A 12,210-nucleotide genomic window follows, 5' to 3' on the forward strand; every position below is an offset into this window, starting at 1 on the left:
AAAATGCTTAGCCGTTGATAGAAAACCATTGCCTTCGAGATAAAAATTAATCACATTTAGTTTAAAATCAAGAGAATATTTAGCCATAGAAAAACACCCCAAAGTTGGTGTCCAACTTTGGGGTGCAGTTCACGAAGCGAGGTTTTATATATTCAACTATTTAATGCTTAACTCATTTGAGCTGTCATCACACTTTTGCAAAAGATACATTTTGCGCCGTGTGGATTGTTCACTGTGACATCAAATTGTGATGTTCTATATTGTGAACCGCGACACCTTGGGCATTTAAAATAGAGGCGAATAGTAATAGCGCCTTTAGAGAGCCACCACGTTGCCTGCTGCTGGGCCTTTCATACCATTTTCCATGGTGAATGAAACTTGTTGACCTTCAGCTAATGTTTTGAAGCTATCACTTTGGATTGCAGAGAAATGTACGAAGACATCTTTGCTGCCATCAGCTGGAGTAATAAAACCAAAACCTTTACCTTCATCGAACCATTTTACTGTACCAGTCATTGTATTAGACATAGAATTTCCTTTAATTTATTTAATTTGCCATAAGGCATAGGCGGTTTGTTTTGTATTTTTACTTATGGGAATTAATTAGAAGGAATTCGCAGTGAAGAGGTATCAAGGATAACGCTAAATGGGAACAACTTTAAACTTACTAACATAAATAGGCCTGTACTTCCAAACCAGTGACGCTATTAAGCCATAGAAAAATTCAGATAGCAAACTTTATTTTGAGAACAATATTTTTTATATTGAATATCCTCTTATAATTTTTTATTTAATCAATGTATAAACATGGTCATCAAAAGTAACATCACCTATAACATAATTATCTTTTAGAACTTGAGTAAGAATAAAACCATTTTTTTCTAAAACTCGTTCAGATGCTATATTTCCTGCAGTAACAATCGCTTGAAAATTTTTCAAACTAGCTAATTCAGGTAAATTTAATAATTGAGCTAAAGATTTTGTCCCTATAGACTTTCCTGTTTGTTCGGGAGATAGTATATAACCAATCTCTCCAATTAACTCTCCATCTTGATGAATAAGTCTTAATCCTGTTAAACCCAAAGGAGTGGTGTTTGTTTTATCATAGATAACAAAACATAACCAATGCACAGATGACAAATTCCATTCAGGTAAACGACTATTAAATGCTTCTTTGATCTGCTCCTCAGTCATTGTATTTGAGATAAACTGCATAGCCTTTTCTGAATCATATAATTCTTTAAAAAAAGGCCAATCATCTTCAGTTATTTTCTTAAATATAAACTCCATAAATATCCTTAATAAATAAAATATTTTATATTATTATAAACTTCCACATGCTAAATCTTCAATAAATACTAAATAAATTCAGCAGTACATTTTGATAATTCATTCTCTAGCCATTGTAAAAAATATTGTGTCATCAAACCTAGTTCACTTTCATGATGAATAAGACATGACCAAACATTTCCTTTAATAGAATGTTTTGAAAGTGAACTGATTTTTTTATCTTTTTTAACTTGAAGTGTAAGTAGTTGACTTACCAAACCGATCCCTAACCCTTGGCAAATAGCATCTAATAATAGGCTTGGGTCTGAAAAATTAATTCCATTTAGTTGTTGCCCTACCGATTCGCCCCCCTGCAATGTCCAGTTACTCCAATCCATAATTCCTTCTCCATGTAAGGTTAACCTTTTCTGAGTATTGAGTAGAATTGGATTACATGCAGGATAAAGCTTATCGTAATAAAGTTCTTTATAAATACATTCTTTTTGTGCCGATATATCATCACGTATAGCAATATCAATTGTCTCTATTGCCATATCTGGTACTGCATAAGTAGTAAAAAGCCAAATATCTATTTCAGGGTATTTTTGATGAAATAAATCAAGACGCGGTAATAACCAATAACGAGCAAATGCGGGTGTAGTGTTAACAATCAATTGATTTGATTTTTTATATTGATCTAAACGACGTACACCAACAGCTAATTGCTGTAAGACATCTTGGGTACTATTGTAAAAGTCCACTCCAGCATCAGTTAATGTGACGCTTCTACCTTCTCGAAAGAATAATGGTTGTTCAAGATAACTTTCCAAGCTTCTTATTTGCTGGCTAACAGCTGATTGGGTGATATTCAATTCTATTGCGGCTTTATGAAAGCTACCAAGTCGAGCCGCAGATTCAAACCCTCGTAATGCATTTAGTGGTGGCCAATATTTTAACATCGCTGATAAGTCTATCTAATCAATTGTACGCTAATTATATCGTTAGTTCTTAGAGTATCAATACCAATAAAATGAAGCACTCTGCTAAGTTGTTAGTGTAGTTAAATTAAGAAAAAAGGAAGGTATTAATGAATTCAACTCGTCGCCAATTTATTCATCAAGTTACGGTGATTAGTGCGCTCAGTTTAGCTACATCTTTTGGTATTTCACTCTCAGCAAAAGGAGAAAGTATGGTTGATAAACTAGGAGTAATGCCTGATGAAGGTGAATTACAACAATTGGCCTTTATAGCCTTTGGAGCACAACGGTCTATATGGGGAAAGATAACTGAAGATGTACAAATTGCATTGGGAAACATTGCCCAAGCTATTGCAAAATATCAACCTGTAGTTATTTTCTGCCGTGAAAGTGAGCTAGATATTGCTGAAAAAATGTGTGGTTTGCATAACACTACATTTATTACAACAAAACTAGATGATATTTGGATGCGTGATATAGGAGCAAATTTCGTTATTACTCCAAATAAAACCCTTAGTGCTGTAGATTTCAATTTTAATGGCTGGGGTAATAAACAACGCCATAGCAAAGATTCTAAACTTGCTAAATTTCAAGCCAAAAAATTTGGTATCAATACGCCTTATCAAAGTCAAATAATTGGAGAAGGTGGTGGAATTGAAGTTGATGGTTGTGGTACAGCAATTATGACAGAAAGTAGTTGGGTGAATAACAACCGAAATCCAGGCTTAACACGAGATCAGATTGAAAATGAATTAAAATTCGCATTGGGATTACGCAAAATTATTTGGATACCGGGCATTAAAGATAGAGATATTACTGATGCACATGTAGATTTTTATGCTCGCTTTGTGAGGCCGGGTGTTGTGGTCGCAAATTTAGATAATGATCCAGATTCGTACGATTATGATGTAACAAGAAACAATATAGAAATATTACAGAATTCTACCGATGCAAATGGAAGAAAACTACAGATCCATACAATGGAACCACCTTTATATCCTAGAGAGAGTATTTTCAGTAAAAACAATCCTGATTTTGCAGCTGGGTACATAAATTATTTCGTCATTAATAATGCTGTCATTGCCCCTGAATTTGGTGATGAGGAAGCAGATAATAAAGCCAAAAAAATGTTAACTGAATTATATCCAACCCGTGATATTGTCATGCTAAATATCGATGCTATCGCAGCTGGAGGTGGAGGTATCCATTGTGTTACACATCAGTTACCTTCTTTTAAGTCTATATAAGCATTACACTTTAATAATAAAGGCAGTAAAATAATGTTACTTGCCTCAGCAAGCTGATGAAAACACGTCACCTTTTACAAGGTAAGGCTCATAGATATTTCCTTGCTAGATTAATGGTTCTTTACACTGATTAAGTCCATCAAAAAAGCGGTACCAAAAATACCGCCTATTTTAGTTAAATAAAATTCGTAAAGTTCAAGCAAAACGTCAGTGGAAGAGAATTAGGTAACACTGATTCGCATTTCAGGGGGAATATATTGCATATTAGCTTCAATAAAAAACCCGCCGAAGCGGGTCAGTATCACAATGCTACCTTTAATTTTCTAACCAATACTTTATGCGTCGCATAAATGTTATCCGAACCTCAGAAGGTAAAGAGGATTCAATATTATTTATTAACTCCTCGCAATGTAGTGTTTACGTGGGGTTATTGATTGGATAGTGTAATATCGATTAATTCACCTTTTTTACCGACTTTGTAAGTTTTGTTATTAAAAAAATCAATTCCATAGTGATATGTCGATACTCTTCGGTGTGCGTACTCATCATCACCTTCAAGCCACGTTGTGATAATTACAGATTCAGCGTCTTCTTGGTGAATATTAACTTCAATAACAGCATCAAACTTTGTCAAAATAATTGATTCTTCCAATGCCATAAACTTCGCATTATCACCAAAGTTAACGAAAGTACCGTATTCTGCTGTAATATTGGAATTGTTACCTAAATTAAAGAGCATTTTATTATCTATCAGTTCACTACGAAAAATATTATTATCTCCCGCAATAATACAGGCATTATTCTTACCCGTAATTAAATTATTTTCATTACCAGTTGCTAGTGTTATTGATAAATCTGCAACTTCTGGAGCGGAAATTTCCACATTATTACCCGTAGCTATCGCCACCGTTTTTCCCATCGATGAATCACTATCATTGGTCAAACCTGAACCATCATTTTTCATTTTATAAAAAGTAAAATCAATTGATGACTCATCACCAGAAGAGAAAATACAGGTATTTATGCCACCATTAATTAATGCATTCTTCCCCGTTGAAACAAATAAAGAATTTTCACTATTTTCTGTACCGCTAAACTCGTTATCATCAATCGATACATTATTACCTAAACTAACAATTAGTGCATTTTTTCCTTCACAAGAAATTTGTTGGTTATCTTTGATAAATACAGCTTCCTTATTAGTACCAGATAAAATGGTGTATTCATCTTTATAAGAATTTTGTGTATCCGTCATATCATATCTCCTAGATTTATAATTAAGTTCCATCTTAATTGACTATATAAATATACAGTAATTTTATTATTAAGTATAGATTGATTTTTAAAAACATAATCTATTCAACAATATGATTTAATTGTGTTTTTTACCAAATTAGCATTACATGCTTGATATTTATAAAATTCAAAGGAAATATAAAAAAATAGCCACATAAAATGACCAATAACCAATATAAGCTCTAATCAATACACTCAGCTCTAATGTAATCTTGTAGCCCTAAAATGATTTGCACTGACTTTACAATTAGCTCTCTGAGCAACCAATAATTTCTAATAGCGGTGTCAGTAGGTCGGGCGGTGGTTTCATTAGCCAAGCTGGTGGCGAGACTATCGGTACTCTTTGGATAGTTGGCTTTAATGTATACCTGCTCAAGATGACGCTCGCTGATATCAAGCAAACGGCTAACTTTATTCTTTGCACTAGCTAGATCCTGAGTGTATTTAATGTCGAGTTGATTTAACCGAGTAATGTGTGCTTGGTAGTCAATATTGATTGGAGTGAAGGAATGCCAGCCTCCTTTCATGAACAACGTTCATTATCAGAACGTTTGTATCGAAAGCAGTGTATTGATACACAAGCTTTATTAGGGCGTGCGACTCGTGCACAAACCGATCGTTATAACAATATTCGAGGAAAAGAATGGATAACCATCGCGTGTTAACCTTATTTCTGACCTTATTTTAATCCATTAGATAATCTGCAAATGATAATTTCCGCCACTTTTATCATGCGGTTTGCAGATTATTTTTCTTCTTTTTCATATCCCGTAAATAAAACTTTATCGCCTATTTCTATTGCTTGATTTTAACGCTGACGTTTTATTTATTGTTTGTTTGCTTTTGCTATATCTGGTTACTTTTAATACAAAAATACGCATCAGCACGTTACACAAAATCATAAGAAAGCCTATAACAAAAAAGGGAACCCTTAAGTTCTCATAATCAATTCGCAACGCTAATTATATTACATATGTTTGATGATCGTGTCACCAAACTCGCTACATTTCAGCAGGTTAGCGCCTTCCAACTGACGTTCGAAATCATAAGTTACAGTCTTGGCGGCAATTGCGCCTTCCATACCTTTAATGATTAAGTCAGCGCCTTTTGTCCAATCCATGTGGCGTAACATTATGTATTTTCACTATCATTAACCACTTATTTATTAAGGTATATTTGCTTTTAATAAACCCAAAAGACGATGGTTATGCCTATTTGTGATGATACGGGAGGAACATGCTGCTCTGATATTCACTCGCTTAGGATTTGAGTTTTTTTGATTGCTCATTTACCACCATATAACCATCAGCAATAATAACTATCGCCATAATCGCGATATAAACTTTTCAATTCATTATTGATTAATACCTATGATGAGAAATAGCGCGTTGACAGCGTTTAGCTAAACTCGCTTTATCATTGGAACAAGAAGGATCAATGGAAAAATAAAAGCTGAAGATAACAATAATAAAAAGAGTAATAATAAAGCATAAGACAATAATTAAAGATTTCCATGACATAAAGCAGATTCCATTTCACGGCGATTAATTAAACCCTTCCATACTTTTCCACCAGCATAAATCCGACGTTTCATTTCTTCACAAGCGCCATATTGATCACCCGCATTTAATTTCTTGAGTAAAGTAGAATATGAAAATGCTAGTATTCCAACATTATAAGCAAAAGAATATAAAGAGGCTTTAGTGTGATTATCGAGGGATACTTTGACTAAAGCATCGACCTGTCGTTGTATTTTAATAAAATCTTTTTGTAATAAAGCATCACATTCTTGCTTTGTGTATATTCTATTTTGAGTAATGTCATTGCCAGTATGGCCATAGCAAACTGTCAAAACACCTGTGACATCATAATAGGATTTGTATTTTATTCCTTCCAAATAACTAATAAGGGTTAAGGCTATAGTAATGGCACTGGTACAACTTAATACAATTGATTTCTGTTTTAATTGCATTTAATATCCTTTTTTATTAAAAGGCATCATTTCATTAATATAATTAAACCCTAGAGTTCAATTTAATATTTAATTATGTTATCATTAGAAAAATAAAACTTAGAGATAATATATAATGAAAAGATTCGATATAGATAAAATAATTAAAAACTTATCGGACAAGGATGTAAAAAAAATAAATCAAACTTATAACAACAAAACCAATAAAGAAGAAAATTTTAAAAAATGGTTTTTTGACACATTTATCTTTGATCGTATCTTATTTGAAGGATTATTTATTTCACTTACTATAGTTTTTATTTGCATAATTACATCAGAATCTACACCTCATCTATTCTATTCATTCTTAGTTTTAGTTTTTATTTACTTCACCATGAGTTTAGTAATTACTATCTATGATTGTATAAAGAAAATTGCAGTAATGACCTATATAATGAAAAAATGATCTATTTTTAATTAGAGCATTAATCTAATTTATTTAATATTTTCAATAGCTGATTCTTCGTTATTATATTTTTTCAATATTAAGATAAGTTTCCCCATATTATAGCCTAAAGTAGTGAGTAATATAGGATTGCTATGAACACTAAATTTTCGCTTAAAATCTAATGAACTCCAACGAAATAAGCGAGTACCTTTACTGGTAAACAACCGATCAAAATGTGTTGCTCTATAAGTTCTCTCGCCCATCGTGACAGGTAAATGAATAATACGATTAGGTGGATCATATTTAGCAAAAGCTGCAAATCCATTATATAGGCTGACAGTCATATCAATAACATCATAACCTATCTCACCATGACTCTCATTTAAACCTCAAAATTTAAAACTTTGTTCAATACCTTTTTTTATAGGATCTTCTCCTATATCAAATTCACCGTCAGTAAACTCATACACTATATCTGATACACCGTCAAAAAACTTACCTCCACCGAGAGATAAACCAATAAATCCAGCACCTTTCATTTCATTATTTCTAATTTTACGACCAATCTTAAATGTTAAATATCCAAAAGCACTTTGTATTCCTCCTCCTATAATAGTTTGACTGCTTTTAAGATAAAAATAATATCCCGTTCCAGAAAAAGTTTTAAGTGCAAAAACAGGTGATAATTTATAGCTCTTTTATTAGATATGTTTTTTCTGTTTTAGAACCATCACTATAAATTTCAGAAATCGTGATATTCCCACCATTTACAGAATATTTCACAATACTATCTAAAGGATCGTCTCTCCATCGCCCCGAACTATCAGCATTATTTGATGCCCAAATGACCTTTTCACCGTTTAGTTTACATTTAATAGCCCAGCGACTGTTATCGACTGAACGAATGTAATGAACATAAGCAATGCCGTTTTCAATAGTATCTAATTGCATAATCTTATGATCTCGACCAAACATGGTTGCTGCAGACGCTTTACAGACTTGCCCTACATCGACATTTTGTGCAAACACAGAAGAACTAAACAGTAGTGATAATAATAATATTTTTTTCACAAGCCCAATCTCTAATTTAAGATAAGTAATTATGTATATCGTCAATTAATCGAAAAACTTTATCTTAAATTTTTACTTATAAAATATATTATTCAATCTTATCTTTATCTACGGCTCATCAAATATAAATTCATCTTTTATGCAAGAAAAATGTAAACCGATATCTTTAATGATTAAGTCAGCAGCTTCTGTCCAGCCCATGTGGTGTAACATTATATAAATCCGCCATTACTAACCATTTGTTTATTAAGGTATATTTACTCTTAATATACTTAAAAGACAGTGATTATACATTTTTATAACTAGTTGATTAACATAAGACTTTTATTGGTTTTGATAACCACATATTAGAACTGTAAACATGATTTAGTGAGTATTCGAAACATTAGCTGTGGAAATGGAAATAAGTTCTGAGTTAAGGGATATGGTACAAAACCACAAAAGATCAGGCGTTTCTCAAAAGCATTATGACAGATATGATTATTTAAGAGAAAAACGGGAAACTCTTGATATATGGTGTGAGAAGCTATCATCATTAAAAAAAGAGTAATGTTTATATATCGCTAGCATAGCCAAAACTATAAGCTATATTATATATAGCTTCTTTAATCTAAGGATTTATGTATATGAAAAGGATTCTGTTTATATTGGGATTATTGATTGGTGGATTTGGAGTTCTTTTATATCAATGGGTTAAACCAGTAGATAATGATCCATATTTTTTCTTGTCACCTAAAATAGCCGAAGGGCACCCTATTAATATACCTATAAAACTGTATAAAAAAGGGGACTCTATTAACTTTGTTTTTTGGAAAACTCCAATTCCTTCACCTAAGTTATTATTTTTATTCCCTATATCACCCCCATCATCCCATATCATATTAAATATAGAAGAAAACCAAAATAAAAATATTAATTTTTCTAAATTTGAAATATTTAATGGAAAAGGACCAATAAAAAACATTGGTAATTCTGCAATATTTAAAGTGAAATTATATAAAGTAAATAATGATATGTCTGAATCCTTAATTTTAGATTATATACATAGAAATAATAGTGTTCGTAGAGCTGATGCTTTTTCTATAGCATCAGTTCCACCAGAATATGGGCAATATAGATTAGAAGTCACTGTTCTTGGCGATTGGCCTGAATTAGAAATAGATGGGTTAACCTATTTCATCACTATAAAAACCTATTTTATTAAGTAATATTTTCATGAAAATAAATTTGACAAAAATAAAAAAGGATGAGCAATGTCAACATTAAGACCAAATCTTTTTGGTAAAGCAATAGCGTTAAATGGAGATAAAACAACGACAGGTGCAACCTGCATTGCCACCATACAGTCTGTAAGTTGTCATCAAAAAATGGCGCTTAGGGTGGGAGATCCTACGACTATTTGTCCCAAATGTAGGCAAGCTGGAAAAGTTATTACCGGTGAAAATAGAATCAATAATCATGGAAAAATACAGGCGGTTGAGGGTTCAATTGTTCAGTGTGGATGTCCTTTGGGTTCAAATATTGTCATTGCGGGAGATCCACGCTCTAATGTAATAGCTTCAAATACTATGATAATGCCTAGAGAGCCCACCAATCAATATACTGTTAACAAACAAAATAATTTATACATACCACCAATTATAGATACCGAAGACCATAAATATACAGTAACTATTTATACAGCCTATCCAGGAACGCCATTATCTGACGATAAAGGCTCGCCCAAGTTTGAAGGTTTTAATAATGCAGTAAGAGCAACATCTTCTGCAGGTCATATGTGGTTACAAATAAAAATAATAAATAAAGATAACACTGAAATCGATGCTATTTCTTTTGGGTTTGCACCTATCGTAAGTGGAATGTATGGGGATGGTGAAGTTACAGATAATGATACAACTCATTATGAGAATCCATATTACAGCCGAACTATCGAAATAACCAAGCAACAATACGATAAAATATATGAATTTGGCGATTTAGCTATGAATAACAAGCAGACCTACTTCAATTTATATTATAACGGTATAACAAATAGCTGTATCGATTTCACATGGAAAGCATTACGCCATGCCGGAATTACACCAAACGTAAATTTATATGATAGTGCTCAATTAAGCAATATAAATGGAAATATAAAAATACTTGAAAAACAACAGGGTAAATATGATGGTGACTTGAAGGTTATTGATAATATACCTCATATAAAATCCATCACGTCACCGTTCCCTGATAGTGATTTAAATACTGAAAAATATAATAAGATACCCGAAAGAGCTCTCTTGCAATGGTTCCTATCTAAAAATAATGATGAAAACGATGATAAAAACATAGATCTCGTGAAAAGGTAGTATAGTAAATATTACTGTAGATAAACCACTCTATGCTAAACGGGTGAAATAGTTAATCAGTACAGTCCGTTTAACAACATCACAATTAATCCTCTTCTTTTTGCCTGCGCTCCTCTTCCTCTTTCTGCGCTTCTTCCATTTCACGCATTCTCACGTTATAGATTGATTGCTCTGGCATCTGTACACGAACAGAGATAAAACGACCATCAGGGATATCAATCGGGTCGCCGTCATTGAAACCATCAATATCATTACGAGCAAACTCAGGTGCGTTAGGGTGAGTGCGATGATACGTTCTAACGAGAATAGAGCCGTTTTTATTAACTTCAGAGTCTACCCAAATAAGAGGCTGTTTATTGACATCGAGTGGAATTTCAATACCCCCCATCGACTCCGCCCCAGCCTGCGTCTGAGTTAAAACCAAGTACAAGTACTGAATGTTTCTAAAGGAATGGGCTTTAACAATAAGCCATTTTCAAGAGGATAATCTTCAGGCCTAAAAGACGAACATTTACAAGAAAACATTGCCTCATAAAAATCGGCTGATTTTTGCTTGGTTAATTCGTTAAAACCAATAAAAGGAAACTCCTGTCCGTGATAATCCCAATAATCATCTGCTTCTTTGCCAAAACGGAATAATAACTCCTCACCTGTCGGCCACACCCAACGCAATTCAGATGCCGAAGCAAGAAAGCGAGCACCATCTTTAAATAGCCGGTACATACGTTTGGATTGCGTAATGATGTCTGCAAGGTTTTTGTATTCCGTATCAAATATAACGCCTCGCCAGAATGAGCCATAACCAACGCCGATATTGCGCCTAAATCTCGCTAATTGGGCAGCTGTTTTACCGGGTCCTCGTGTTCCTTCATATAAAATTTCATTACATGGGCAACTTAGTGATAAGGATTGAGAGCCGGGTAAAGGCTTCCAGACTACGTTGTAATTCATCCACCTAGTACCTCACCTTGTTGCTGTTGTGCAGCCTTTTCCCAGTCATCCACATTATCACAAGATGGAACGGGCATAATGTTGTGTGTGGCTTCGACCTTCTGCTCAATTTGCTCTTTGAACGCCTGAACTTTGACGTGTTTACCTAGTAACTCAAGATTTTTCACTTTGTCAGGCCATTTGATTTTCTTGAGAATGGTTTCTTCGGTGCTTTCATCGTAATCACGAATTGTTGTGGAAATATCAAATCCAGATAATGTTGTACGCTATGTTTTAGGCCATTCACTAACTGGCTTAAGCTTTCCGTCATCCCGAAGAATGTCCAATACATCCATTTGGTCAATTTCAACTAAACGCTTGAGTACATAATCAGCATCTATCTGAAGGCGATCACTTCTTTTCTTCAATAGTTCAGATATTCTTAACTGTATATCAGGTTTTGACAGGTTTTCTGATGCAGTGCGGTTTGCAGTTTTCTCGCTGTACCCCGCACGAATAGTTGCTTGTGTAGCGTTTAAATCGATGAGGTACTCGCGACAAAACATTTCTTGTTTATCGTTGAGTGTCATTAATTTTTCTCTTGGAGTTATTGATTATGAAAGATAAAGATCCGATGTTTGCAAACAAATGAAAGTTAAATCATTATTATTTG

General features: G+C 33.4%; 14 protein-coding genes and 4 pseudogenes. 4 read left to right on the forward strand and 14 right to left on the reverse strand.

The window, feature by feature from the left end:
- Positions 1-167 precede the first annotated feature (167 nt).
- The 4 genes from DK866_RS20345 to DK866_RS13350 form a co-directional block, all read right to left on the reverse strand.
- Complete coding sequence (locus tag DK866_RS20345) at positions 168-308, reverse strand: hypothetical protein (protein WP_420800765.1); 141 nt, start codon at positions 306-308, stop codon at positions 168-170.
- A gap of 7 nt (positions 309-315) precedes the next feature.
- Positions 316-528, reverse strand: coding sequence for a transcription antiterminator/RNA stability regulator CspE (gene cspE, locus DK866_RS13340; RefSeq protein WP_004244726.1), 213 nt, complete (start codon positions 526-528; stop codon positions 316-318).
- Positions 529-786: 258 nt separating this feature from the next.
- Positions 787-1,290, reverse strand: a complete 504-nt coding sequence (locus DK866_RS13345) for a GNAT family N-acetyltransferase (RefSeq protein ID WP_109409298.1) — start codon at positions 1,288-1,290, stop codon at positions 787-789.
- Between the two features lie 68 nt (positions 1,291-1,358).
- A complete protein-coding gene (locus DK866_RS13350; RefSeq protein WP_109409299.1) occupies positions 1,359-2,228 on the reverse strand; it encodes a LysR family transcriptional regulator in 870 nt (289 codons plus the stop codon).
- 128 nt (positions 2,229-2,356) lie between these two features.
- Here DK866_RS13350 and DK866_RS13355 point away from each other — a divergent pair, with 128 nt between their 5' ends.
- Positions 2,357-3,493, forward strand: a complete 1,137-nt coding sequence (locus DK866_RS13355; RefSeq protein ID WP_109409300.1) for an agmatine deiminase family protein — start codon at positions 2,357-2,359, stop codon at positions 3,491-3,493.
- Between the two features lie 427 nt (positions 3,494-3,920).
- Here the strand turns inward: DK866_RS13355 and DK866_RS13360 are convergent, their stop codons facing one another.
- Positions 3,921-4,748, reverse strand: a complete 828-nt coding sequence (locus tag DK866_RS13360) for a hypothetical protein (protein ID WP_109409301.1) — start codon at positions 4,746-4,748, stop codon at positions 3,921-3,923.
- 223 nt (positions 4,749-4,971) lie between these two features.
- Positions 4,972-5,316 (reverse strand): lysis system i-spanin subunit Rz, encoded by a 345-nt coding sequence (locus DK866_RS13365; RefSeq protein ID WP_109409302.1) that lies wholly within the window; start codon positions 5,314-5,316, stop codon positions 4,972-4,974.
- Between DK866_RS13365 and DK866_RS13370 the strand changes: the two are divergent.
- A pseudogene (locus DK866_RS13370) lies at positions 5,278-5,454 on the forward strand (integrase); the annotation flags it as partial. The gene DK866_RS13365 and the pseudogene DK866_RS13370 overlap by 39 nt on opposite strands.
- Positions 5,455-5,756: 302 nt before the next feature.
- On the opposite strand, the pseudogene DK866_RS13375 reads toward DK866_RS13370, so the two are convergent.
- From DK866_RS13375 to DK866_RS13395, 5 genes and pseudogenes are all read right to left on the reverse strand, one after another.
- Positions 5,757-5,924: pseudogene (locus DK866_RS13375) on the reverse strand (NADP-dependent isocitrate dehydrogenase); the annotation flags it as partial.
- A 366-nt stretch (positions 5,925-6,290) separates the two neighbouring features.
- Positions 6,291-6,761 carry a lysozyme gene (locus DK866_RS13380; RefSeq protein WP_109409304.1) on the reverse strand — a complete coding sequence of 157 codons (471 nt, stop codon included), beginning with the start codon at positions 6,759-6,761 and terminating at the stop codon, positions 6,291-6,293.
- Positions 6,762-7,235: 474 nt separating this feature from the next.
- Positions 7,236-7,532 (reverse strand): hypothetical protein, encoded by a 297-nt coding sequence (locus tag DK866_RS13390; RefSeq protein WP_109409306.1) that lies wholly within the window; start codon positions 7,530-7,532, stop codon positions 7,236-7,238.
- A 45-nt stretch (positions 7,533-7,577) separates the two neighbouring features.
- Positions 7,578-7,727 (reverse strand): hypothetical protein, encoded by a 150-nt coding sequence (locus DK866_RS19835; RefSeq protein WP_162557009.1) that lies wholly within the window; start codon positions 7,725-7,727, stop codon positions 7,578-7,580.
- A 148-nt stretch (positions 7,728-7,875) separates the two neighbouring features.
- Positions 7,876-8,259 (reverse strand): hypothetical protein, encoded by a 384-nt coding sequence (locus tag DK866_RS13395; RefSeq protein WP_109409307.1) that lies wholly within the window; start codon positions 8,257-8,259, stop codon positions 7,876-7,878.
- Between the two features lie 626 nt (positions 8,260-8,885).
- On the opposite strand from DK866_RS13395, the gene DK866_RS13405 reads away from it, so the two are divergent.
- Both DK866_RS13405 and DK866_RS20190 read left to right on the forward strand, forming a co-directional pair.
- Positions 8,886-9,467, forward strand: a complete 582-nt coding sequence (locus DK866_RS13405; protein WP_109409309.1) for a hypothetical protein — start codon at positions 8,886-8,888, stop codon at positions 9,465-9,467.
- A gap of 45 nt (positions 9,468-9,512) precedes the next feature.
- Positions 9,513-10,607: a PAAR domain-containing protein gene (locus tag DK866_RS20190; protein WP_244179704.1), complete on the forward strand. Its 1,095-nt coding sequence runs from the start codon at positions 9,513-9,515 to the stop codon at positions 10,605-10,607.
- Between the two features lie 85 nt (positions 10,608-10,692).
- On the opposite strand, the gene DK866_RS13415 is transcribed toward DK866_RS20190, so the two are convergent.
- From DK866_RS13415 to DK866_RS13425, 3 genes and pseudogenes are all read right to left on the reverse strand, one after another.
- Complete coding sequence (locus DK866_RS13415) at positions 10,693-10,995, reverse strand: hypothetical protein (protein WP_109409310.1); 303 nt, start codon at positions 10,993-10,995, stop codon at positions 10,693-10,695.
- 29 nt (positions 10,996-11,024) lie between these two features.
- A pseudogene (locus DK866_RS13420) lies at positions 11,025-11,558 on the reverse strand (terminase); the annotation flags it as partial.
- Positions 11,555-12,127: pseudogene (locus DK866_RS13425) on the reverse strand (terminase small subunit). The pseudogenes DK866_RS13425 and DK866_RS13420, both read right to left, overlap by 4 nt.
- Between the last annotated feature and the right edge of the window lie 83 nt (positions 12,128-12,210).

The sequence above is a fragment of the Proteus genomosp. 4 str. ATCC 51469 genome, from assembly GCF_003144375.1.
Classification (GTDB): domain Bacteria; phylum Pseudomonadota; class Gammaproteobacteria; order Enterobacterales; family Enterobacteriaceae; genus Proteus.